At 62.6% G+C, this 23,071-nt stretch carries 20 protein-coding genes and 2 tRNA genes; 18 read left to right on the plus strand and 4 right to left on the minus strand.

Going from position 1 to position 23,071, the window contains the following annotated elements; translation table 11 throughout:
* The 18 genes from N8H22_RS09780 to N8H22_RS09865 all read left to right on the plus strand — a co-directional run bounded on the left by N8H22_RS09780 (position 1) and on the right by N8H22_RS09865 (position 18,608).
* Positions 1-74, plus strand: a tRNA-Met gene (locus tag N8H22_RS09780).
* Positions 75-211: 137 nt separating this feature from the next.
* Positions 212-288, plus strand: a tRNA-Met gene (locus tag N8H22_RS09785).
* A 1,003-nt stretch (positions 289-1,291) separates the two neighbouring features.
* The gene (locus tag N8H22_RS09790; RefSeq protein WP_264590316.1) at positions 1,292-2,086 is read left to right on the plus strand and encodes a hypothetical protein; all 795 of its coding nucleotides are present in this window, start codon (positions 1,292-1,294) and stop codon (positions 2,084-2,086) included.
* A 79-nt stretch (positions 2,087-2,165) separates the two neighbouring features.
* A complete protein-coding gene (locus N8H22_RS09795) occupies positions 2,166-3,344 on the plus strand; it encodes a DegT/DnrJ/EryC1/StrS family aminotransferase (RefSeq protein WP_264590317.1) in 1,179 nt (392 codons plus the stop codon).
* A gap of 24 nt (positions 3,345-3,368) precedes the next feature.
* Complete coding sequence (locus N8H22_RS09800) at positions 3,369-4,898, plus strand: oligosaccharide flippase family protein (protein WP_264590632.1); 1,530 nt, start codon at positions 3,369-3,371, stop codon at positions 4,896-4,898.
* A 1-nt stretch (position 4,899) separates the two neighbouring features.
* Positions 4,900-5,832: a glycosyltransferase gene (locus N8H22_RS09805; RefSeq protein WP_264590318.1), complete on the plus strand. Its 933-nt coding sequence runs from the start codon at positions 4,900-4,902 to the stop codon at positions 5,830-5,832.
* 43 nt (positions 5,833-5,875) lie between these two features.
* Entirely contained in the window at positions 5,876-8,086 is a 2,211-nt protein-coding gene (locus N8H22_RS09810; protein WP_264590319.1) for a polysaccharide biosynthesis tyrosine autokinase, read from the plus strand.
* Between the two features lie 23 nt (positions 8,087-8,109).
* Positions 8,110-8,856: a WbqC family protein gene (locus tag N8H22_RS09815; RefSeq protein WP_264590320.1), complete on the plus strand. Its 747-nt coding sequence runs from the start codon at positions 8,110-8,112 to the stop codon at positions 8,854-8,856.
* A 57-nt stretch (positions 8,857-8,913) separates the two neighbouring features.
* A complete protein-coding gene (gene rfaH, locus N8H22_RS09820) occupies positions 8,914-9,420 on the plus strand; it encodes a transcription/translation regulatory transformer protein RfaH (RefSeq protein ID WP_264590321.1) in 507 nt (168 codons plus the stop codon).
* Positions 9,421-9,487: 67 nt separating this feature from the next.
* On the plus strand, positions 9,488-10,753 hold the full coding sequence (locus tag N8H22_RS09825) for a glycosyltransferase family 4 protein (RefSeq protein ID WP_264590322.1): 1,266 nt from the start codon (positions 9,488-9,490) through the stop codon (positions 10,751-10,753).
* Positions 10,692-12,008, plus strand: coding sequence for a hypothetical protein (locus N8H22_RS09830; RefSeq protein ID WP_264590323.1), 1,317 nt, complete (start codon positions 10,692-10,694; stop codon positions 12,006-12,008). Before N8H22_RS09825 ends, N8H22_RS09830 begins: the two co-directional genes overlap by 62 nt.
* Before the next feature lie 8 nt (positions 12,009-12,016).
* Positions 12,017-13,327, plus strand: a complete 1,311-nt coding sequence (locus tag N8H22_RS09835) for a hypothetical protein (RefSeq protein WP_264590633.1) — start codon at positions 12,017-12,019, stop codon at positions 13,325-13,327.
* Between the two features lie 71 nt (positions 13,328-13,398).
* Positions 13,399-14,505 carry a glycosyltransferase family 1 protein gene (locus N8H22_RS09840; RefSeq protein WP_264590324.1) on the plus strand — a complete coding sequence of 369 codons (1,107 nt, stop codon included), beginning with the start codon at positions 13,399-13,401 and terminating at the stop codon, positions 14,503-14,505.
* 100 nt (positions 14,506-14,605) lie between these two features.
* Complete coding sequence (locus tag N8H22_RS09845) at positions 14,606-15,796, plus strand: glycosyltransferase family 4 protein (RefSeq protein ID WP_264590325.1); 1,191 nt, start codon at positions 14,606-14,608, stop codon at positions 15,794-15,796.
* 36 nt (positions 15,797-15,832) lie between these two features.
* A complete protein-coding gene (locus N8H22_RS09850) occupies positions 15,833-16,123 on the plus strand; it encodes a hypothetical protein (protein WP_264590326.1) in 291 nt (96 codons plus the stop codon).
* Between the two features lie 35 nt (positions 16,124-16,158).
* Positions 16,159-16,371: a hypothetical protein gene (locus N8H22_RS09855; protein ID WP_264590327.1), complete on the plus strand. Its 213-nt coding sequence runs from the start codon at positions 16,159-16,161 to the stop codon at positions 16,369-16,371.
* Between the two features lie 118 nt (positions 16,372-16,489).
* Positions 16,490-17,488: a glycosyltransferase gene (locus tag N8H22_RS09860; protein WP_264590328.1), complete on the plus strand. Its 999-nt coding sequence runs from the start codon at positions 16,490-16,492 to the stop codon at positions 17,486-17,488.
* A 49-nt stretch (positions 17,489-17,537) separates the two neighbouring features.
* Positions 17,538-18,608, plus strand: coding sequence for an acyltransferase (locus N8H22_RS09865; protein ID WP_264590329.1), 1,071 nt, complete (start codon positions 17,538-17,540; stop codon positions 18,606-18,608).
* Positions 18,609-18,618: 10 nt separating this feature from the next.
* On the opposite strand, the gene N8H22_RS09870 is transcribed toward N8H22_RS09865, so the two are convergent.
* The 4 genes from N8H22_RS09870 to N8H22_RS09885 are packed head-to-tail and all read right to left on the minus strand — an operon-like array spanning position 18,619 to position 23,069.
* Positions 18,619-19,659: a tetratricopeptide repeat protein gene (locus N8H22_RS09870; RefSeq protein WP_264590330.1), complete on the minus strand. Its 1,041-nt coding sequence runs from the start codon at positions 19,657-19,659 to the stop codon at positions 18,619-18,621.
* 1 nt (position 19,660) lies between these two features.
* Positions 19,661-20,638 (minus strand): type II secretion system F family protein, encoded by a 978-nt coding sequence (locus tag N8H22_RS09875; protein ID WP_264590331.1) that lies wholly within the window; start codon positions 20,636-20,638, stop codon positions 19,661-19,663.
* A gap of 14 nt (positions 20,639-20,652) precedes the next feature.
* Complete coding sequence (locus N8H22_RS09880) at positions 20,653-21,639, minus strand: type II secretion system F family protein (protein WP_264590332.1); 987 nt, start codon at positions 21,637-21,639, stop codon at positions 20,653-20,655.
* Positions 21,636-23,069: a CpaF family protein gene (locus N8H22_RS09885; protein ID WP_264590333.1), complete on the minus strand. Its 1,434-nt coding sequence runs from the start codon at positions 23,067-23,069 to the stop codon at positions 21,636-21,638. Before N8H22_RS09885 ends, N8H22_RS09880 begins: the two co-directional genes overlap by 4 nt.
* Positions 23,070-23,071 lie beyond the last annotated feature (2 nt).

Genomic DNA, 23,071 nt, shown 5'->3' on the forward strand with positions numbered 1-23,071 from the left:
GGGATGGAGCAGTCTGGTAGCTCGTCGGGCTCATAACCCGAAGGTCGTCGGTTCAAATCCGGCTCCCGCAACCAATTTAAAAAGGCCACTCAAACGAGTGGCCTTTTTCGTTTCAGTGCAGCCGTGCCACACATTCAGCTAACTGGCTGAATAAAAAACATTTTTTCGAATGAATGCTTGACATGCCACTCTCAGACAGTAGAATTCACGGCGCGGGATGGAGCAGTCTGGTAGCTCGTCGGGCTCATAACCCGAAGGTCGTCGGTTCAAATCCGGCTCCCGCAACCAATTTAGAAAGGCCACTCAAGCGAGTGGCCTTTTTCGTTTCAGGACGGTCGACAACGGAGCGCGTTGCGGCCAAGTGACGATGCGGTTGAATTTCTCGAAGACTCGGCCGCGAAAGACGATGAGTCGCCCGCCCGCACCATCGCCGCCCTCCCCCTTTCAAGAATGTCGCCTCGGCATCGCTTTCGACGATAGCAATCTTGTGCCCCGCCTAAGCGCATCTCCGCGCGAATCGCCACCGCCCAAACATATTGTTATTACAAGCCGCGTTTAAAAGTTTTCCTTTATTTCGATAAGCAGCAAAATAATCGATAAAAACAGTCAACTTTTGTCCGCGAAGTCACCTTAGAACGACCTTATGGCCCGCAATCCGCCTAAGGATTGATTCCTCTCGCGGTGGCGTCAAAAATATTTTTCCTTTTTATTCATTTAGTTACGCGATCAAATCAACCACAAGCAACGACGACAACAAAAAACCGTCTCGAGTTCTTGACTTCGATCACATAATGTCGGATACCTATTATCGAAACGGAGTGGTGCGTTGCGAGCAGTTAAGATCATTGGGAACGATCAAGTTCAGCAGCGAAGTTTTACGCCTCTGTTAAGCCAGAAAATTGTCAATACTGCGGCACTTTTAGATTCTGTCTTTTTTGCGAGCTGAAAGATTAGCCGAGTGCGGTAGCTTTGCCCAAATTAAGCCATTCGCGCCTTGCAGTTATACACAACCAACCTGGCCTAATAGCTGCGATGTTTTTAGAAGCTGCTTTTATCAACTTTTAATAGTTGATGGGCGGTAGCATTGCCTGAAATAAATCGCAGATAGTCGAACCAGAAAACTATCCACGCTGGCATTGTCAATTGCCTCGCCCAACAAGAAGCGACGCAAGGAAGCGACGATTTCCTTTTCATTCAGTACGTTACCGGCCTCACATCACACTGATTGAGAGCTTCACTCAGGCGCAAGCCACCGGTAATTAACAGCAATTCTTCATATCAAAGCCTTTTTATGCGGGAGAAACTCGTGCGCCCTCAATTTCTTAACTTCGGCGATGAGGTCATTGCTGCTATCGCTCAGGATATGAATAAAAACGGTTACGCCTGCATTCCTGGCTTCCTCAATGAGCAACAACTAGCACAGCTTCGAGAGCAAGTGGCGACCGAGGCCAATATCCATAACGGCCAATACTTCGCCCACCACGGCGACACCGCCTTGGCGGGGAGTCTGCTGGTTTCGCTGAAAGCGGCTCCTGAGCTCCAGTCGCTGCTCCAGGAGGTTTATCGCCAAGGAGCCGGGCAGACAGCACCGAGCAGCGAAATCTTCCCCGTGCTGCGCTGTGTTCAAGGCGACAGCGGCCGCCGGGAGTCGAATTGCTTTCATTTCGACGCCACGCTGGTGACTGCCTTGGTGCCCGTCGAGATCCCCCAAGAGGGCAAGGAGAACGAGCGCGGTCATCTGCTGGTGTTTCCCAACCTGCGGCGCGTGCGCTCGAACGTGTTGATCAACGTGGCGGAAAAAGCGCTGGTGCAGAACGCATTTAGTCGCAAGCTGATCAGCCTCGGGATCGTCCTGCGGCTGCTCAGGCCGCAGCGCCTGCAGCTGGTGCCGGGCAATCTCTATCTGTTCTGGGGTTATCGCTCACTGCACGCCAACGAACCCTGCAATCCCGCATTTCGCCGTGCCACCGCGATTTTCCATTACGGCGATCCGCACGCCGGCAGCCTGCTGACCAGCCTGATCCTCACCATCAATCAGCATCGAGCCCGTCGTGCCAGCCAGGTTGGCGATCACCAACCCGTCTGAAATAACCGCCCGCTTCCCTCACCGCAGCTCTCGCCGGCAACCGGACATCGGACCGAATGGCGCCGATAAGGAAATCGACATGATCAACGTGACCAAGTCTTATCTGGGCAACAAAGAGAAGTTCATGGCGTATGTCGACCGCATCTACAACACCGGCTGGCTGACCAACCACGGCCCACTGGTGCTGGCGCTGGAGGAGCGGTTGAAGGAGTACCTGGGGGTGAAAAACATCATCCTCACCAACAACGGCACCATTGCACTGCAGATCGCCTATCGGGCTTTGGGCATCACCGGCAGCGCGATCACTACGCCGTTCAGCTTCGTCGCCACCACCAGTTCGTTGCAGTGGGAAGGCATCCGGCCAATCTTCGCCGACATCGACAGCGCGACCTGGAACCTGGACCCGGATCAGATCGAGGCACGAATCGAGCACGACACCACTGCCATCGTCGCGACGCATGTATTCGGCAATCCCTGCGCCGTTGAACGTATCCAGCAGATCGCCACCAAGCACGACCTGAAGGTCGTCTATGACGGTGCCCACGCCTTTGGCGTCCGCCTGGGTGGCCAGTCGGTATTCAATTGGGGCGATATCAGCACCCTGAGTTTTCATGCCACCAAGCTGTTCCATACCATCGAGGGCGGCGCGATCGTCACCAACGATGATGCGCTCGCAGCGCGGATAAGGCTGCTGTGCAACTTCGGCATCGTCGATACCGACGTCATTCAAGGCATCGGCATCAACGCCAAACTCAATGAGTTCGCAGCAGCGATGGGGCTGTGCATCCTCGACGATATCGAAGGCATCCTTGAGCAGCGCGCCGAGATCGGCCATCGCTACGAGCTCGCGCTGGCGGACTATTTCGAGCTGCAGCTGCCGCAACCCGACAGCCAACGCAACTACAGCTACTTCCCCATTGCGCTGGCAAGTGAGCGCCAGCTGCTGCGTAGTCGCGAACAACTGAACGATAACGGCATCAATCCGCGCCGCTACTTCTACCCGTCGCTCGACACACTCGAGTACCTGCAACCTCAGGTGCCACAACCACGCTCACGGGCGCTGAGCCGTAAGGTGCTGTGCCTGCCGATCTACCCGGGATTGCCGGTCAAGGTGCAGAACAGAGTCATCCAGACACTGATCCAGGAATCGATCCACAGCGAACAAGCCAGCCGCGCCATGTTCCATCCGTTGGCCGAAGCCTTCGGTCTGCTCGCAACGCCACAGCTGAGCGGCGCTGCCTGCAAACGCATCTCCTGAAACTTCATGGAAGATCCAATCACCATGCCCGATCCGAAACGGCTTTCGGTATTGCGCAACACCGGCCTGAACTACCTGGGCCAGGCGTACGCACTGCTGGTCGGCATCATCATCCTGCCGTTCTACCTCAGCCATTTGGGCGCCGAGGCGTACGGCCTGATCGGCTTCTTCGCGGTGCTGCAGGCCTGGTTGCAACTGCTCGATGCCGGGCTATCCCCCTCGCTGGTCCGGCAGGTGGCGCACTATCGGGGCCAGAAGACCGATTTCGGCGAACTGAGCGAGCCCGGTCGACTGCTGCGCTCGTTCGAGATCATCTTCGTACCGATCACCCTGCTGACCTGGCTGAGCATCCACAGCGCCAGTGGCTGGATTGCCGACCACTGGCTGCAGGCCCATGAGCTGAGCAGCGCGACCATCGTGCAGTGCATCAGTCTGATGGGCGTGCTGGTTGGCCTGCGGCTATACGCGACCCTGTACAAGAGCGGCCTGCAGGGGCTGGAGCTACACGGCTGGCTGAACGGCGCAAACATGCTGATCGCCACCCTTCGCTACTTCGGCGGACTTTTCCTGGTTGCCTTCATCACCCAGGACCCACGGGACTTCTTCGTATTCCAGGTCGCCGTAGCACTGATCGAGACGCTGCTGCTGGCTTCCAAGGCCTATACCCAGATGCCAAATCCACACTTGTTCACCGGCTTCGACTGGAGCGTGGTCAAGCCGGTACTGCCCTTCGCCGCGGGGATGACGCTGACGTCGGTGCTGTGGATCATCCTCACCCAGCTGGACAAGGTGCTGCTCTCGAACGTGCTGCTGCTCAAGGAGTACGGCTATTTCTCGCTGGTGGCATTGATCGCCACCGGCCTACTCACCCTGACCAATCCACTGGTGCAGACGCTGCTGCCGCGCATGACCATGCTGACCGCCGAGGGGCGGATCGCCGACATGCGCGCGCTGTACCTCAACGCCAGCCGCTTCGTCTGCAGCGTGCTCTTTCCGATGGCGGCGGTGATCGCCTTCCACTCGCGCGAGCTGATCTTCGCCTGGACCGGCGATGCCCAGGCCGCCGCATGGAGCGAGCCGATCCTCGCCTGGTATGTCATGGGCAGCGCGATCATGGCGGTGGGAGCGTTCCAGTTCTACCTGCAGTACGCCTACGGGCAACTGCGCCTGCACATCTGGTACAGCGTCGTCTCCACCGCAATCAGCATTCCATTGGTGATCTACGCCGTAATGGCACACGGCGTCCTTGGCGCGGCGCTGGCCTGGTTCGGCCTACGCCTGGTCACCTTCATCATCTGGCCGCCGATGGTGCACCAGCGCTTCGCTCCCGGCCTGCATGGCATCTGGTTGCGGGACCTGTTGCGTATCACCGCGATGACGATCCTGGGCCTGCTGATCGGCGAACCACTGTTCGACGCCATCGCCAGCGACGACCGCATCGACATTCTGCTCGGGCTCGCCACGAGCGGCCTGATCTGCCTGTTGCTGGTCGCCGCCAGCTCCAAGCCGCTGGTTCTCAAACTCTACGTACTGATCACCAAACCGAGTCTGTGAGATGGAATTGAAGAGCGAACAGGCCATCAGATTGCGCTGGAATGGCAAAACCGAACCATTGCTAAGCGTCATCTGCCTGACCTACAACCACGCCGCCTTTATCAGGAAGACCCTGGAAAGCTTCCTCCAGCAGGAAACGGATTTCCCCTTCGAAGTGATCGTGCACGACGATGCCTCGACGGACACGACCGCAACGATCATCGCCGACTATACGGCGCGCTATCCGAGCATCGTCAAACCGATCTACCAGCAGCAGAACCAGTTCAGCCTCGGCGTGCCGTTCAGCACCCGGCTGTTCGCCCGAGCGGCCGGCAAGTACATCGCCTATTGCGAGGGCGACGATTACTGGACCGACCCGCGCAAGCTGCAGATCCAGGTGGACTTTCTCGAACGCAATCGCGACTACGTGCTGACCTACCACGATGCCTTCGTGTTCAACAGCCAGGGAATCGTTCGCAGCCCGCAGTTCACCGGCAAGTACCGCAAGGACGCCACCGCTCTGGAGCTGATGCGAGGCCGGCCGATCTCGACGCTGACCGTATGTTTTCGCAACCTGCTGCAGGAACTGCCACCGGAACTCCTGCGCGTGGAGGTGCTGGATATCTGCTGGTGGTCGCTGCTCGGCGCCTATGGCAAGGGCAAGTTCATTGCCGAGATCGAGCCGGCGGCCTATCGCGTCCACGAAGGCGGCATCTTCTCCATGCGCTCGAGCAAGCAGCGTATCCAGATGACGATGCATGCCCATTACTGCCTCGCGCGCTATTACCAGCGCATCGGCAATCGAGCGCTGCACGAATACTTCCTGGTGCAGGTAATCGGTGAGTGCCTGTCGCTCATCTCCCCACCGAACAAGCTCCAGGCGCTTACCAGCGTCGCTCAGAACCTCGGGCTCAATCTGCTGCGCCGTTTGAGCCCGCGGCTGGCGAAAGGCTGATCCACAGAACTCCGCTTCACCGCACCATCAGGATGGACCCCAAATGACTGCACTGACCCGCTCTTCGCTGGAATACGACACGGACAGCCGTATCGACCTGGCAGGCATCATGCGCACGGCCTTCGATCACAAGGGCCTGATTGCCGCTATCACAGGCTGTTTCGTTGCCCTCGGCATCGCCTATGCCGTGGTCGCCACGCCGATCTATGAAGCCACCGCAATGATTCAGATCGAGCCGAAGAAAACCGGTATCACCGGCGTCCCGGAAGTCGTGCCCCGGCCGGACTCGGTCTCCCAGGCCGTCACCGAGATCTCGCTGCTCAAATCACGCGCCGTGCTGGGCAAGACGGTGCAGAATCTGAAGCTCTACATCACTGCCAAACCGAAGTATCTGCCGCTGCTGGGTGGCTATCTCGCGCGCCAGCATGACCCGGAAACCGACGGCGACCTCGCCACACCGCTGCTCGGACTCACCAGTTACGCCTGGGGCGGCGAGAAGATCGAAGTGTTCCAGCTGGATGTTCCGCCGGCATATCTGGGCGAGAAGCTGACCCTGGTGACCGGCGCGGATGGCGCCTATCACATCCAGGACGACGAGCAGGCCGTGATCCTGCGTGGCAAAGTGGGCCAGGCCGTCGCCAGTCGCGGCTTCAAGGTACAGATCAGCGAACTGGTGGCGCGCCCCGACACCGAGTTCGTGCTGGTGCGCAATCGCTCGCAGACCACAGCGCTGGACTACCAGGATCGCCTCAAGGTGGGTGAAGCCGGGAAGGACTCGGGCATCATCTACCTGTCGCTGGAAGATCCCGACGCGCAGAAGGCCAACGACGTACTGGACGAGATCAGCAGCCTGTACGTTCGCCAGAACGTCGAGCGCAGCTCGGCCGAAGCGGCGCAGCGTCTGGAGTTCCTGCGCTCGCAGCTGCCCCTGGTGCGCAAGGAGCTGGAGAAAGCCGAGGCGGCGCTAAATGACTATCAGACCAGCGCCAAATCGGTGGATATCAGCATCGAAACCGAGTCGGTGCTGGAACAGATCGTCGACATAGAAAAACTGCTGTCCGAGCACAACCTCAAGCGCGTCGAGTACAACCGCCTGTACACCCGCGAGCACCCGATCTACCAGACCCTGATGACCAAGATCGGCCAGCTGCAGGCGCAGAAGGATCAGTTGCTCAAGAAGGTCGATGCCCTGCCGGAAACCCAGCAGGAGCTCCTGCGGCTCAAGCGCGACATGGAGGTCACCACCGAAACCTACACCCTGCTGATGAATCAGGCACAGGAGCAGGACATCCTGCGCGCCGGCACCATCGGTAACGTGCGCATCATCGACAACGCCTACACCACCACCGAGAAGCCAGCCAAGCCGATCCGTCCGTTGATCGTCGGCATCGCCCTGTTCCTCGGGCTGCTGGTATCGGCAATGGTCATCCTGCTGCGCCAGGCGTTCTATCGCGGCGTGGAAAGCCCCGACGTGATCGAGAAGCTCGGTATCCCGGTGTATGCCGCCACGCCCTTCTCGAGCAAGCAGGAACAACTGCACAAGGCGTGCAAGGTGCACAACGGGCTGGCCAAGCTGCTCAGCCTGAGCGATCCAGCCGACCTGGCAGTGGAGTCCATGCGCAGCCTGCGCACCAGCCTCAAGTTCGCCATGCTCGAAGCGCGCAACAAGGTCCTGATGATCACCAGCCCGACGCCGGCGGTGGGCAAGTCGTTCGTCTCCAGCAACCTGGCGGCGGTGATCGCGCAGAGTGGCCAGCGCGTGCTGCTGATCGATGCCGACATGCGCCGCGGCTACCTGCACAAGATCTTCGATCTGACGCCGCGCCACGGCCTGTCCGATGCGCTTGCCTCGGCAATGCCGCTGAGCGAGGTAGTTCGGCATACCGCACAGAAAAACCTGCATTTCATCTCGTGCGGCTGCAATGCACCCAATCCGTCCGAGCTGCTGATGCACGACAACTTCGCCAAGTTGCTCAAGGACGCCGAGAACTTCTACGACTTCATCATCGTCGACACCCCGCCAGTACTGGCCGTGACCGATGCCGTGCTGGTTGCCCAGCAGGCCGGCACCAGCCTGCTGGTCACGCGCTTCGGCATGAGCACCGCCGCGCAGATCGAGGCCGCCAAACGACGCCTGATGCATAACGGTGTGCTGCTCAAGGGCGCCATTCTCAATGGCGTCAAGCGGCGCGCCTCGAATTCGGCGTACGACACCGGCGCCTACGGTTACTACAGCTATCCCCAGAAAGCCTGAACACCCGCACAAGGAGATGCCCCGTGTTCCGAACCATCGCCATGATGCAGCCCTACCTTTTTCCGTATCTGGGCTACTTTCAACTGATCAACGTCAGCGATGTCTTCGTGCTGGGCGATGACCTCCAGTACGAAAAGGGCTCATGGATGAACCGTAACCGGGTTCTGGTCAACGGCCAGCCCAAGCTGATCACCTTCCCCCTGAAGAAAGGCCATTTGGGCGAGCGCATCAACCAGCGCTGGCTCAGCGACGATTTCGAGCGGGAAGCCGAAGCTTTGCTGAAGATGCTCGAGCGCTGCTATGCCAAGGCGCCGCAGCACGCCAGCGTCATGCCGCTGCTGCGCTCGATCCTCGAGTACCCCGAGCGCAACCTGGCGCTGTTCACCGAGCATTCGCTGCGTCGCCTGTGCCAGTACATCGGCATCACCACGCCGATCTTCCGCGGCTCCGACCTCTGTCTGCCGCCGGTGATGGACAAGCAGGACCGGGTCATCCAGATCGCCCGGCGCATGGACGGTGAGCTGTACCTCAACCCCATCGGCGGGATCGACCTGTACTGCCCGGCGCGTTTTCGCGCCGAAGGCCTGCTGTTGCGTTTCCTGCGCATGGACGACGAGCTGACCTACCCGCAGCTCAAACACGCGTTCGTGCCCTCGCTATCGATCATCGACGTACTGATGTTCAACGATCAGGAAGCCATCAAGGACATGCTCGGCCGCTTCTCCGTCATCGAAGGCCGCGAGTCGAGGCCAACCCTGCACCTCGCCTGATCATTTTCACCCTGGCCATTGGGAAGTTGGCCGGCTCATTCACGGGAAGGACGCCACATGACACCGCTCAATTCACCCCGCTGGTACCTCATCCAGACCAAACCGCGCCAGGAGGCGCGTGCCGAAGAGCATCTGTGCCGCCAGAACTTCGAGTGCTACCGCCCGCTGCGTACCCAACCGACTTCCAAGGCGCAGTCCAAGCATGTCGAACCATTGTTTCCGGGGTACCTGTTCATCCGCCTCGATCGCGATCAGGACAACTGGTATCCGATTCGCTCGACGCGCGGTGTTAGCCGCGTGGTGAGCTTCGGCGGTCAACCGCTACCGGTACAGGACGAGCTGATCGACCAACTGCGACAACGAATCGCCGCACCGGCTGCTTCCGCTGCCACGCCAGCGTTTCAGCCGGGCGAGCGGGTCCATGTCACCGGTGGCGGCTTCCAGGACCTGGAAGCGATTTTCGTCGCCACCGATGGCGAGCAGCGCTCGATCATCCTGCTCAACCTGCTGCAACGTCAGCAAAGAGTCCGGGTGCCGAACCACTATCTGCAGTGTTTTGCATGAGTCGCCACGCGAACCGCACGCAGCGGTTGGCCTGGTGGTTGTATGGCCAACAGCGAGTCTCGAATCGATGAAGATCCTATTCCTCAACGCCTTCTATCCACCCCACGTCGGTGGTGGTGCAGAAGTGGTGCTGCGTCAGCTGGCCGAAGGCCTGCAGCGGCGCGGCTGTGACGTGGCAGTACTGGCCACCGGACCGGAGGCCGGCTTGCAGCAGCAGGTGCAAGAGGACATTCGGGTCTATCGCGCTGGCCTCTACAACCTCTACTGGCATTTCACCCAGCAGCGTCCCGGCCGCCTCGCGCGGATCGGCTGGCATGTGCTGGATCGTTACAACAAGCGCATGCGTCGCTATGTGCGCGCGGTGATCGACCTGGAACAACCGGATATCGTGGTCAGCAACAACCTCACCGGCTGGTCGATTTCCGCCTGGGACGAGATCAGCGCCGCCGGCGTGCCGATCGTTCAGGTGCTGCACGACCTCTACCTGCTGTGCCCGAAAGACACCATGTTCAACCACGGCAGGGCCTGCTCGCGCCAGTGCACGCAATGCAAGATATTCCGCACCCACCACGCCGGCGCCTCATCCCAGGTGGCGGCAGTCGTCGGCGTCAGCCGTTTCGTGCTGGAGCGGATCACCAGTCACGGTTTCTTCACCAACGCCAACCGCTACGTAGTGCACAACTGCACCGACGCCAACGCCGAGCAGCGCCCTGCGGCGCCGGACTCATCCGCCGTGCCACTGCGCTTCGGCTATATCGGCACGCTGTCGGAGAACAAGGGCGTCGCCTGGCTGATCGAGCAGTTCCAGAGCCTGGCCATCGACGCGCGCCTGGATATCGCCGGGCGCGGCAAGCTGGACTACGAAGCCAAGCTCAAGGCCATGGCCGACCCGGCCAAGGTCAGCTTTCACGGCTACCGCAAGTCCGACGAGTTCCTGCGCAGCATCGACGTGCTGGTCGTGCCGTCGCTCTGGGATGAGCCTTTCGGCCTGGTGGCCGTGGAGGCCTGCGCCAACCACGTGCCGGTGATCGCCACCAATCGCGGCGGCCTGCCGGAGATCGTCCAGGACAACCTCAACGGCCTGATCTGCTCGCCGGACGAGCCCAACTCCCTGGCGACCTCGATGCTCTGGCTGTACGTCGACGCCGAGCTGCGTCAGCGCCTGGCCAGGCGGGCCCGCGCGAGTGTGGAGCCGATGCTGGATACGGAACGGATGCTGGACGAGTACCAGTCCATCCTGCGCAAAACGCTTCAGGGAACGAGAATCCACCATGAACCAGAGCCTGCTGATCACCGCCCGGCCACGCGAATCGCATCCGCTCGAGATCGATAAGCCGACCCTGCTGACGCTGATCGTCGCCTCGCTGCTGCTGGCCGAGACCTTCTCCGGTGCGTTGCGCTACTACGCCGCCATGGCCGGGGTGTCCTGGCTGCTGTATCTGCCGAAGATCGCCTGTCTGGCCGCCCTCGCCCTGGAGTTGCTCAGCTACAAGGGCCGGCCACTGTTCTGGCTGGTGCTGCTGGCGCTGGTGACATCCAGCTGGCTGGCCATGCTGCATGGCGCCGGGCTGGCCAATATCGGCTTTGCCCTGTTCATGTACATCCCGCTGCTGTTCGGCGTGATCTGCGGGCGGCATCTGGAGCACAGGCTGACGCTGCTGACCCATGTGATCGGCTTCTGCCTGCTCGCCTCGTTCGTCGGCATCGCTCTGGACATGTACAGCAGCGTGCCGTGGAAGGGTTACAGCTACATGCTTGGCGACGTCGAGCTCAGCGGCAATCGCTCCTGGGCCATGGACGACATCGACCGCATCGGTGGTTTCGCGCGCATGTCCACCAGCCTGTCGGTGATGATCGCGGTTTACAGCCTGTTCCTGGCCGCGTTCCTCCCTTCACGGTTGCTGCGGGTGCTGCTCTACGGCGTATCGCTGGTGGGCATCGTGCTGACCACCAACAAGTCCACCATGGCCGCGTACGTGGTCACCTTGCTCATGCTGCTGTTCGCCGCGTACCGCTTCGCCAGTGCCACGGCGTTCCTGCTGGCCGTCCTCGGCGGTCTCGCCCTGCCGATCGCCAGTCTGGTCCTGCGCATCGACCCGATCGCCGCTGTCAGCAGCAGCCTGCTGGCCTCGTTTGCCGACCGCCTAGTCAACAGCTGGCCGAACTTCATCGATATCGTCGTAAGCCACGCCTCGATCTGGTGGGGCGCTGGCTTCGGCGCTGTGGGCAGCGGCGGCACGGCGTTCCCCATCAACGGTCTGGAACTGCTGGCCATCGCCGACAACACGGCACTGTATCTGTGGGGGATGCTCGGGGTATTCGGCGTGGTGCTGTATCTGCTGGTGCTGCCGCTACTGCTGCGCCTGTACGAGCGCGGACCACGCATCCGCGCCGGACTGCTCGGCAGTGTCTTCTGCGTGTGCCTGGTGGCATGGGCTACCGACGTGCTGGAGGTATCGATCGCCAGCCTGTTCGTCGGCCTGGCGGTTTCCCATGTACTCACCCCCGCCCGCTCAGCGACGGCCAGCCTGATGGCGCCACGCATGATCGATCCACGCAATCTGGTTGGAACATCAACTCAAGGATGAGGTAGATGATGATTCGCTTCCCGCTGCTGCAGGCGGCGCTGCTCGGCAGCCTGCTCGGCTTCACGCTTGGCGCCGCGGCGCAAACGGACGGCCCGCTGTTCATCGTCGGTGTCTGTTCCCACGAACTGCACAAGGGCGATGTGCGAAAGCAGCCCAGCGCACTGATCAGCGCTGCCGGCATCACCTCGGTACGCACCGACGCGCACTGGGCCTATGTCGAGCGCGAGCGCAACCGCCTGGTGATCGAACCCTCATGGCCGCGCTACCTGGCCGATACCCGTCAGCACGGGCTGGATACGCTGTTCATCCTCGGCTACGGCAACCGCTTCCACGGCGACGGCGAAAAGCCCCGCAGCGAGCCGGTCCGCGCGTCCTTCAACCGCTATGTCGCGCATCTCGCCGAGCGCCTGAAAGGCCAGGTCGCGCACTATGAGGTGTGGAACGAGTGGGATGTGGAAGATCCGAAGAGCCCAGCGTTCACCCAGGACTATTCACGCCTGATCGCCGATGCCGCCGGCATCATCCGCCAGCACGACCCGGATGCGCGCGTACTGGCCGGCGCCGTGACCACACTCGGGATCGAGTCCGGCTTCGCTCAGCGACTGGTGGAAAATGGCGTGCTGCAATCGGTGGATGGCCTGTCGCTGCACCCCTACGTGCATTGCCGCGGCTGGCGGCGCAACACCCCCGAGGCATGGATCGCTTGGCTGGCCGAAGTGGACCAGCAACTGACTCTGACCGCCGGCCGGCCGGTGCCGCTGTACCTCACCGAGATGGCCTGGCCCGCCCACGAGGGCGCCTGCGGGATCAGTGAAACGCTGCAGGCAGCCTATCTGGCACGCAGCTATTTCCTCGCCAGAACCCTGCCGAACATCAAGGGCATGTGGTGGTACGACTTCAGGAACGACGGCACCGATCGGCGCGAGCGTGAACACAACTTCGGCCTGCTGCGCCACGACTATTCGGCCAAGCCAGCCTACGCCGTGCTACAGGCGATCAGCGAGATCGTCAGCCAGTACGAACTGCGCGGTCAGGAACGACGCGCCAACGACGACGTGGTGCTGCTGCGTTTCGCCAAAGGCACTGAAGAGCTGATCGTCGCCTGGAGTGGCGGCCGCCCGCGTACGCACGCCATAGAGACCCGCGCCGGACATGCCGGCAACGTACAACTGCTGGACACCGCGCAACCCCAGCGGGGGCGTTTCACCAGCGACATTCGCTGGAACTGCCCGAGCGCCGGCCGGACGTGCACGGCACGCATCGAGCTCAATGAGTTTCCCAAGGTCATCAGCACCCGCCCGGTAACGGCGGCGCGCTGAGCCGGGGCAGTCGTAACAGGACCGAACCAAGGCTTGCACCCGCATGCAGGCCGCTACAGGAGTAGAATCCCATGATCGTGATCAACGCTCGTTTTCTGTCCCAGGATATTCGCGGGGTGCAGCGCTTTGCCGAGCAAGTGTGCCTCGAACTGGGAAAACTGCGCGACGATCTGCTGTTCGTTGCGCCACATGACCTCCATCTGCGTGAAAGCGCCAAGCAACTGAACGTGCGTCGTATCGGCCGCAACCGCGGCCACCTTTGGGAGCAACTGGACCTGCCACTGTGGCTGGCACGCCACGGCAACCCGCCACTGGTTTCGCTGTGCAACACGGGTCCGTTGGCCTACTGCAACCAGATCGCAACCCATCACGACATCACCTACGTACGTCACCCGGAAAGCTATTCGCGGCTGTTCCGGGGTTTCTACCGGACCATGACGCCATTGCTGCTCAAGCGCATCAGGGCACTGATCACCGTCAGCGAATTCTCGCGGAGTGAAATCTCGCAGTACTACGGATACCCGGCTCACAACATCTGCGTCGTGCCGAACGCGGTGTCACCACGGTTCCGACCGTTCTGCGCCAGCGCCTGCCAGGGCGCCGCGCAGCCCTATCTGTTGGCCGTGTCCTCGCCCAACGCACACAAGAACTTCGAACGGATGGTCAAGGCATTTCTCAGCCTGGAAGGTTTCGACGATGTCGAACTGCGAATCGTCGGCAATACCCACTCGGTGTTCTCCGCCGGCAACTACAGCGTCAACGGCAACCAGCGCATCCGCATGCTCGGCCGCCTCAGCGATGACGAACTGCTGGAGGAGTATCAGGGCGCCCGGGCATTCGTGTTCCCCTCGCTGTACGAGGGCTTCGGCATTCCGCCGCTGGAAGCGCAAGCCTGCGGCTGCCCGGTGATCGCTGCGCGTGCCGCCTCGATTCCCGAGGTGCTCGGCGAAAGCGCGCTGTACTTCGACCCGATGGATATCAACTCGATCGCGCAATGCATGAGCCGCGTGCTGCAGGACGCCAGCCTGCGCAGCGACCTGCGCAAGCGCGGCCAGGCCAACGTGGCGCGCTACTCCTGGGAAACATCGGCAAAGGTGGTGTCCCGCCTGATCGATCGCACGCTGGTCGGCAAACGCAAACAGCCCGCGCTTGCCAGCTGGACTCCCGGCCGCCGCTAGCCGCGCCAGCACTCGGACCCCTTTTCTACTGCCGCTACCGCACTGCATCCATCGCTGCCGCGACCTGCCGCCGCGCACATCCAATTTTTGAGGTGACCCCATGAAAATCGCCATCGTTCACGACTGGCTGGTGACCTACGCCGGGGCCGAACGGGTACTCGCCGCGCTATGCGACACCTGGCCGGAAGCCGATCTGTTTGCCGTGATCGACTTCCTGTCCGATGAAGACCGCGCCCGACTGGGCGGCAAACGCGCGACCACCACCTTCATCCAGCAGCTGCCCAAGGCGCGCACCGCCTACCAGAAGTACCTGCCGCTGATGCCGCTGGCCATCGAGCAGCTCGACATGTCGCCGTATGACCTGGTGATTTCCAGCAGCCATGCGGTGGCCAAGGGCGTGCTCACCGGCCCCAACCAGCTGCACATCAGCTACGTGCATTCGCCGATCCGCTACGCCTGGGACCTGCAGCACCAGTACCTGCACGATGCCAGCCTGGACCGCGGCATGAAGGCCAAGCTGGCGCGCATGCTGCTGCACTACATGCGCATGTGGGACCAGCGCACCGCCAGTGGCGTCGACGAGTTCATCGCCAACTCCTACTTCATCGCCAAGCGCATCAACAAGAGCTACCGGCGCCAGTCCACAGTGATCTATCCGCCGGTGGATACCAGCAAGTTCACCCTGCACGAAGCCAAGGAAGACTTCTACCTGACGGCCTCGCGCATGGTCCCCTACAAGAAGATTCCCTTGATCATCGAAGCCTTCGCGGCGATGCCGGACAAGCGCCTGGTGGTGATCGGCACCGGGCCGGAAATGGAGAAGGCCCGCGCGGCTGCCGGCCCCAATGTCACCCTCATGGGCTATCAGAACGACGCGGTGCTGCGCCAGCACATGCAGCGCGCCAAGGCCTTCGTCTTCGCCGCCGAAGAGGATTTCGGCATCGCCCCGATCGAGGCGCAGGCCTGCGGTACGCCGGTCATCGCCTTCGCCCGCGGCGGCGTGCTGGAAACCGTCCGCGGGCTGGAACATGAAAAACCCACCGGGGTGTTCTACCCCGAACAGAGCATCGATTCGATCGTCGCAGCGGTACACAGCTTCGAAACCCAGCGACCGCGGATCAGCGCAACAAACTGCCGGAAGAACGCCGAACGCTTTGGCGGCGAGCGCTTCAAGCAGGAGATGAAAGCCTTCGTCGAGGCGCGGATACGGGAAGTGTCGCTCCACGACGGCCAAATGGCCCTGCAAAGCCGCTCGACCGCACAGCCGCTGTACTCGGCCAAGCACGCCTGAGCAGGTTCGATCCACTCACCCTCGGAGACTTCAAGGATGAACACCGTAAAGAACTGGATGAAAACCGGCTGCACCCTCGGCTTCGTATTTCTGACCGGCGAGGCAGTCCACGCGGAGCAAGCACAACCGCTTTGCCGGCCGACCAGCAGCCCCGACATCGTCGTCTACGGGCGGCCGGCCACGCCGCCGGCGCAACCGGCCTGTACAGCGCCTGTAACTCGCCCCGCTACTGCGGCACCGCGCCTCTATCAAGGGCATGTCATCGCCGAGCCGGCATCCGGTCGTGCGCTACCCAGAGCCGTGGACGAACGCCGCTACTCATTCTGAACGACAGTGCGCAGTACCCGCGCAGGAGAGACACCATGCATCGCGAAGGCAAGACCCGACGCTCGCTGATCCTCGCCGATGGCTATTCCTATACCGAAATCATTCCCGCGCCAGACACGGACGGGACAGACCCGAAGGAAGGGTTCATCGCCATCTTCCACGCGATGTTCTGCCCCAACGACGCGGACCACGAGGCTACGGCAGAGCCAAGCGACATGGCGCCCCTGCTCGCCCCGGATAAAGCCTGAGCGCCGGGCCCACACCTGGCCGGTGGCACAGCCCCTACATCAACACTGCCGGAAACCGTGTCGGCGGCGCGCTTGTTCGCGCCCGTCAGCGCGGTGTTGGCAGCCTTGCGAGATAACGATGAAGCGCAGTACCACGATTGTGACCGTGACCTATGGCGACCGGCTGGGCTACCTGCGCCAACTGGTCGAACGTGCTCTGGCGTTCGCGCAGATCGGCCGGGTAGTCGTGGTGAGCAATGCCGCCACCGCCCCGCTGCATACCCTGGTCGAACGCTGGCCGGAGCAGGTCGAACTGATCGCCCTGCCGCACAACAGCGGCTCGGCCAATGGCTATGCAGTGGGCATCGAAGCCGCCTTGCGCGGGGGGGCCGAGTACATCTGGATGATGGATGATGACAACGCACCGACACCGGCCGCGGTGGACATCCTGCATCGCGAGCTGGAAGTGCTGGGCCGCCAGCACGGAGTGGCGCGGGTCGCGGTGCTGGGATTTCGCCCGACGCAGCAGGCCGACATCGCCCAGGGCGTGCCGGCCTGCTTCGCCATCCAGCCACGTTCGAGCTACTTCGGCTTTCACATCGCCCAGCTGCCGTACAAACTCTGGCGCCGCCTGCCCTGGGGCAAGCCGACCGGCACACCGCCCCAGCGCATCAGCCTGCCGTTCGCGCCCTACGGCGGCATGCTCGCCCATCGCAGCCTCTACGAGCGCATCGGCGTGCCGCTGCGTGAACTGGTGCTGTATGCCGACGACACCGAATACACCCGTCGCATCACCGAGGATGGCGGCAAGCTGTACCTGCTGACCGATGCGCTGATCGACGAGCTGGAGCTGTCGTGGAACATCAAGGCGCATACCCGCAACATCTATGAGGCCTTCCTGCTCGGCAACTCCGACTTCCGCGCGTACTACACCGCGCGCAACCAGGCCTGGTTCGACACCCACGTCTGGGCCGGATCGCCGTGGCTGTTTCGCCTCAACCGCAGAATCTTTTTATACCTGCTGCGGCACATTGCCCGCCGTCGCAATACGCCGGAGCGTCTGCGCCTGATCGAACAGGCGATTCGCGACGGCGAAACCAGCGCGCTCGGCATGAGCAAAGCATTTCCGCTGCAGTGATGCGGCAACGTCCCGGCCGACGTCCATCCTGATCGATAGGTTGCTTGCGATGAGCGAATCCCCCGACCCGCGTGAAAACAACTTCGACTTCCTGCGCTTCCTGGCCGCCTCGGCAGTCGTGTTCGGCCACAGTTTCTGGCTGTCCGGCCGCGGCGCGACCGAACCGCTACGCCTGCTTACCGGCAGCTACGACACGGCGGACATCGCCGTACACGTGTTCTTCGTGATGAGCGGTTTCCTGATCGCCGCGTCCTGGCTCAACAGTCGCAACCCGATCGAGTTCTTCGGCAAGCGCGCCTTACGCATCTTCCCGGCGCTGTGCATCGCCATTCTGCTGACCGTGCTGGTGGTCGGGCCGCTGGCGACGCGCTGGCCGCTCGACGAGTACTGGAGCGACGGCCAGACGCTGCGCTACCTGAGCAATATCGCGCTGCTGACCCAGTTCCACCTGCCCGGCGTGTTCGTCGACAACCCGTTTCCTGACACGGTCAACGGCTCGGTGTGGACGCTGCCTTACGAGGTGATGATGTATGTCTCGGTCCTGCTGCTCGGCGTGTTGAAGCTGTTCGGCCGCAGCACCGCCCTGCTCGGGCTCGCCCTGCTGATCGGCACACACTTCTACCTGATGCCGACGTTCGATCTGCAGAGCGATCTGCTGCGCAAGTTCACCCGCTTGGGCGTGTTCTTCTATTCCGGGGTCGTGCTGTATCTGTACCGCAAGCACATCCCCTGGACATGGAAGGCCGCCGTGCTGCTGCTGGTCGCCAACCTGGTCGGTGCGCGCACCGAATACTGGCCGCTGCTGCATGCACTGACGCTGCCCTATCTGGTGATCTACCTGGCGCACCTGAAGATTCCGCGGCTCTCGGGCTTCGGCAAGGCCGGGGATTTCTCCTACGGCATCTACATCTTCAGCTTCCCGCTCCAGCAGCTGATCATGTACTGGAGCGGCGGCAGCCTGCCGCTCCTGCCATTCATGGCGCTGGGTTTCGCTGCCAGCCTGTGCGCCGCCATGTTGTCGTGGCATCTGATCGAAGCGCCGGCGCTGGCGCTCAAGCGCTACCTGCCACGGGCGCGACGCACCAGCGAAACGGTAGTGGCAGCAACGCTCAATCGCTGACGCGAAACACTTAAGGCACCGCGAATACCTTGACCTCGGCCGATGCCGCAGCGACTGCTTCAGGCTGCACATGACCAACGCCCAGCTGACGGACCTTGCGCAGCTGGCGCACACGCTCGAGGTTGTCCCAGGCAGTGGCATAGTGCGACGGCGACTGCTCCAGCGCGCTGCGGAAGAACTGCTCGGCCTCGTCCAGCTTGCCCTCTACCAGACAGATGTAGCCGACATCGTTGCTGGCCTGGGCGCGCGAGCCGATCTGCTCGAAGGCCGACAGCGCCTCCTCGTAGCGCTGTGTGCGCGCCATCAGCAAGCCGTAGTTGCGCCACAGCGGCGCGTAAGCGGTGTTGCGATCGAGCGCGCGACGAAACACGTGCTCGGCTTCCTGCCAATGGCCAGCCATGTAGTAGGAATAACCAAGGCTGTTCTGCACCAGCACCGAGCGCGGCTCGATCTGCAAGGCCAGCCGGTAGTATCGCTCGGCCTGCGCAAAGTCGTTGTTCAGGTCGGCCAGTACGCCCAGGGCGTTGTAGAGCCGCACCGGCGACTGCCGGTCCACCTTGAGCGCGTCCACCGCTGGCAGCGCGGTAAGCGGCGCGCCACCGAGCCGCTGCTGGTCCAGCAGCATGGCCCGGTCGAGCAGCTGGCGCGCCCGGTCCTGGTCACGCTTGGCCAGTTGCAACATGCCCATCTCGGCCAGCGCATCGAGGTCATCGGGCGCCTTGCGCAGCACGTCGTCGAACGCCAGTTCGGCGAGCTGGATGTTGCCGCGTTCGCGGTGAATCCGTCCCACCCAGACCAGCGCGGAATACTGCTTGGGCTCCAGCTCCAGCGCGCGCAGGTACTGGAACAGCGCCTGATCCAGATCCCCCGCCTGATAAGCCATGTCGGCAAGCTGTAGCGCCTGCTCCAGCGAACCGGCCTGCTGACGTGCCCGATACAGCACCGAATTGTTACCGGAATAGATGGAACGCCCCTCGCCTGGCTCCGGGCCCATGGACTGGCAGCCGGTAAGGATGATCGGCAGTGCCAGCAGCAGCGTGATTCTTCTCATTTCAGAGTCTCCCGAACGCTTTGAGTACGCCGATCAAGGCGGGGCCAATGGCGACCAGGAAAAAGCTCGGCCACAGGCAGAAAATCAGCGGAAATACCAACTTGGTGCCGATCTTGGCGGCCTGTTCTTCAGCCGCCTGGGTCCGGCGATCACGAAACTCGTCGGCATAGATGCGCAGGGTGTCGGCCACGCTGGTTCCGAAGCGGATGCTCTGCGCCAGCAGGCTGACCAGCCCGCGCATGTCCTCCAGTCCGGTACGTTCGGCCAGGTGCGCCAGGGCCACCGCGCTGGATATCCCGGCGCGAATCTCGGCGTTCACCATCGCCAGCTCCTCGGCCAGCTCGGCCTGGCTCACCGCCATCTCCTCGGCAACCCGTTCGATTGCCTGCGGCAGCGCCAGGCCCGACTCCACGCAAACCACCATCAGGTCGAGCGCATCGGGAAAGGCACCGCGCAGGCGGGTCTGCCGGGCGTTCTTGCGCTTCTCGACGAACACTGCCGGCGCCAACCAGCCCAGGCCCACCGCAATCCCGGCTGCCATCAGGCCGGTCGACAGCGAAGGCAGCGTCACCAGCGGCAGCAGCAGTACGGTTGCGGCCAGCAGCACCAGCGGCAGCAGCAGGCGGATCGCCCAGTACATCTGCACCGCCGACGCCGAGCGGTAGCCGGCGTGCAGCAACAGCGCCTGGGTACCGGACAGCTGCTCGCCCTCCTTGCTGACGAAGCGCTGGCCAACCTGCTCCAGCAACACGTGCAGGTTGCCCCGCGGCGGCTCACCGACGCCTAGCTCACCGCCATGCTGGCCAGCGCGTTTGATCAGCGCCAGGCGGCGGCGCATCGGATCCTGCAGCCCCATCACCAGCACCGTCGTGGTGGCTACCGCCAGCACCACGCTCAACGCAACCGCCGCCAGAAAGATCAGCCGCACCAACTGCTCATCGGCGACCACGCTACGAACCAGACCGTACAGATAGTCCATGACTGCGCCCCCGCTCAAACCTGGATACGAATGATCCGGCGAATCCAGAAGATGCCCACCAGCATGGCGCCGAACGCACCCAGACTGAGTTTCTGCCCGATCGGCTCGTTGATCAGCAACGGCAGGTATTCCGGTGTGGTCAGCATGATTCCCGCCGCCAGCACGAACGGTACGGAGATCAGCACCCAGGCCGACATGCGGCCCTCCGCCGACAGCGTCCGGACCTTGCGCTGGAAGCGGAAGCGCCCGCGGATCAGCCGGCTCAGGCGCTCCAGCACTTCGGTCAGGTTGCCGCCGGTTTCGCGGTGGATGAGGATGCTGGTCACCAGCATCATCACCGTCATGCTCGGCACCCGCTCCAACAGGCCGAGCATGGCCCGACGCACGTCATTGCCGTAGTTGATGTCGGCAAAAGTCAGGCCGAACTCATGGGCTACCGCCCCCTTCTGCTCCTCGGCCACCAGCCGCAGCGTCTCGTTGAACGGATGGCCTGCGCGCAGCGCGCGGCACATCGAATCCAGCGCATCGGCCAGCCCCTCCTCGAACTCGGCAAAGCGTTTGCCGCGGTCGCTACTGATCTTCAGGATCGGCAGCCAGAACGCCAGAAACCCCAGCAGCGGCGCCAGCCACCACAGATGCAGCAGCAGCCAGCTGGCAATCGCTACCAGCACGGCCAGCACGGCGCCCAGCAGCACCACCCGGTAGGCACGGTAGTCGTGGCCGCTCTGCTCGATCATCTGCGCCAGCTTGTCCATCAGCGGCAGCTGCTCCAGTGCCGCCTCCAGCGGTGACAGGCGCGTCAGGTACTTCTGCCGCAACAGGGTCTGCATGTTCGGCAGATCGTTGGCCTGTTCGAGCAGGTGCAGGCGCGTGCGAATGCGCTTGCGCATCCGCCCCGCTTCGCCGAATACCGGCACCGTCAGCCCCTGGCTGAGCAGGAATACCGCGACGAAGATCATGCCGAGGAAGATCAGGATGAACTCGGTGGGCACCTGGTTCATGGCTGCATGCCCTCCATCCAGTCCGGCCGGAACAGCTCCAGCGGCAGCTCGATACCGCGCTTGGCCAGCACGTCACGGAAGCTCGGCACCATGCCCGTCGCGCGGTAATCACCAAGCACCTCGCCGTGCTCGCCGATGCCACGACGCTCGAAGGTGAAGATCTCGGTCATGGTGATGATTTCGCCCTCCATGCCGTTGATCTCCTGCACGCTGACCAGCCGCCGCTTGCCGTCTTCCTGGCGTTCGAGCTGGATGACCACGTCGATGGCCGAGGCGATCTGCTGACGCAAGGCCTTGATCGGGAACGTCGCGCCACTCATCGACACCATATTCTCGATGCGGCTCAGCGCATCGCGCGGGGTGTTGGCGTGGATGGTGGTGATCGAGCCGTCATGGCCGGTGTTCATCGCCGCCAGCATGTCCAGCGCTTCCGGGCCGCGCACCTCGCCGATGACGATACGGTCAGGGCGCATACGCAGGCTGTTGCGCACCAGCTCGCGCTGATTGACCTCGCCGCGCCCCTCGATGTTGGCCGGACGCGTTTCCAGGCGCACCACGTGAGGCTGCTGCAGCTGTAGCTCAGCGGAGTCCTCGATGGTCACGATGCGTTCGTTGTGCGGGATGAAGCTCGACAGCACGTTGAGCATGGTGGTCTTGCCGGTGCCGGTGCCGCCGGACACCAGCACGTTCATCCGCCCGCGCACGATGGCCTTGAGCACCAGGGCGATGGCCGGCGTCAGGGTGCCCATCTGGATCAGACTCTCGGCATTCAGCAGGTCCACCGCGAAGCGGCGAATCGACAGGCTCGGCCCGTCGATGGCCAGCGGCGGGATGATCGCGTTGACCCGCGAACCATCCTTCAGACGCGCATCCACCAGCGGCGAGGATTCGTCGATGCGCCGACCAAGGGTCGAAACGATGCGGTCGATGATGTTCAGCAGATGCCGGTCATCGCGAAAGCGCACGTCAGTGCGCTGCAGCTTGCCGTGGCGCTCGACGTAGACCGAGGCATGACCGTTGACCAGGATGTCCGACACCGTGCTGTCGGCCAGCAGTGGTTCCAGCGGCCCGAGGCCCAGCACCTCGTCGGTGATCTGCTTGATGATCAGCTGGCGGCCGGACGTACTGACCGGCGCCGCGTGCTCGTCGAGCAGGCGCTGGCAGATCTCGCGGATCTGCCACACCGCGTCCGCCGGCTCCAGCGAATCGAGCAGCGACAGGTCCATGACCTTGAGCAGCTGCTGGTAGATCTTTTCCCGCCATTCGGCGTCGGTCGAACTGAGCTGGCTGCGGGTCTCGTAGAGTGTCTCGACCACCGGCGCCTCCCACGCCATGCCGGTCTCCGCCCGCTCGGGACTGGGGCCGGGAACCGGCTGCTTGGCCGGGACGCGTTTGCCTGCCTGCAGGCGGTTACGCAGTTCGCTGAGCATGG

The organism is Stutzerimonas sp. S1 (genome assembly GCF_025966695.1).
Lineage (GTDB): Bacteria > Pseudomonadota > Gammaproteobacteria > Pseudomonadales > Pseudomonadaceae > Stutzerimonas.

What these genes read in the sequence shown, in the direction of transcription:
- N8H22_RS09790 (WP_264590316.1), top strand. Translation starts at nt 1,292, where the DNA reads ATGCGGGAGAAACTCGTGCGCCCTCAATTTCTTAACTTCGGCGATGAG.
- N8H22_RS09795 (WP_264590317.1), top strand. Translation starts at nt 2,166, where the DNA reads ATGATCAACGTGACCAAGTCTTATCTGGGCAACAAAGAGAAGTTCATG.
- N8H22_RS09800 (WP_264590632.1), top strand. Translation starts at nt 3,369, where the DNA reads ATGCCCGATCCGAAACGGCTTTCGGTATTGCGCAACACCGGCCTGAAC.
- N8H22_RS09805 (WP_264590318.1), top strand. Translation starts at nt 4,900, where the DNA reads ATGGAATTGAAGAGCGAACAGGCCATCAGATTGCGCTGGAATGGCAAA.
- N8H22_RS09810 (WP_264590319.1), top strand. Translation starts at nt 5,876, where the DNA reads ATGACTGCACTGACCCGCTCTTCGCTGGAATACGACACGGACAGCCGT.
- rfaH (WP_264590321.1), top strand. Translation starts at nt 8,914, where the DNA reads ATGACACCGCTCAATTCACCCCGCTGGTACCTCATCCAGACCAAACCG.
- N8H22_RS09825 (WP_264590322.1), top strand. Translation starts at nt 9,488, where the DNA reads ATGAAGATCCTATTCCTCAACGCCTTCTATCCACCCCACGTCGGTGGT.
- N8H22_RS09830 (WP_264590323.1), top strand. Translation starts at nt 10,692, where the DNA reads ATGAACCAGAGCCTGCTGATCACCGCCCGGCCACGCGAATCGCATCCG.
- N8H22_RS09835 (WP_264590633.1), top strand. Translation starts at nt 12,017, where the DNA reads ATGATTCGCTTCCCGCTGCTGCAGGCGGCGCTGCTCGGCAGCCTGCTC.
- N8H22_RS09840 (WP_264590324.1), top strand. Translation starts at nt 13,399, where the DNA reads ATGATCGTGATCAACGCTCGTTTTCTGTCCCAGGATATTCGCGGGGTG.
- N8H22_RS09845 (WP_264590325.1), top strand. Translation starts at nt 14,606, where the DNA reads ATGAAAATCGCCATCGTTCACGACTGGCTGGTGACCTACGCCGGGGCC.
- N8H22_RS09850 (WP_264590326.1), top strand. Translation starts at nt 15,833, where the DNA reads ATGAACACCGTAAAGAACTGGATGAAAACCGGCTGCACCCTCGGCTTC.
- N8H22_RS09855 (WP_264590327.1), top strand. Translation starts at nt 16,159, where the DNA reads ATGCATCGCGAAGGCAAGACCCGACGCTCGCTGATCCTCGCCGATGGC.
- N8H22_RS09860 (WP_264590328.1), top strand. Translation starts at nt 16,490, where the DNA reads ATGAAGCGCAGTACCACGATTGTGACCGTGACCTATGGCGACCGGCTG.
- N8H22_RS09865 (WP_264590329.1), top strand. Translation starts at nt 17,538, where the DNA reads ATGAGCGAATCCCCCGACCCGCGTGAAAACAACTTCGACTTCCTGCGC.
- N8H22_RS09870 (WP_264590330.1), bottom strand. Translation starts at nt 19,659, where the DNA reads ATGAGAAGAATCACGCTGCTGCTGGCACTGCCGATCATCCTTACCGGC.
- N8H22_RS09875 (WP_264590331.1), bottom strand. Translation starts at nt 20,638, where the DNA reads ATGGACTATCTGTACGGTCTGGTTCGTAGCGTGGTCGCCGATGAGCAG.
- N8H22_RS09880 (WP_264590332.1), bottom strand. Translation starts at nt 21,639, where the DNA reads ATGAACCAGGTGCCCACCGAGTTCATCCTGATCTTCCTCGGCATGATC.
- N8H22_RS09885 (WP_264590333.1), bottom strand. Translation starts at nt 23,069, where the DNA reads ATGCTCAGCGAACTGCGTAACCGCCTGCAGGCAGGCAAACGCGTCCCG.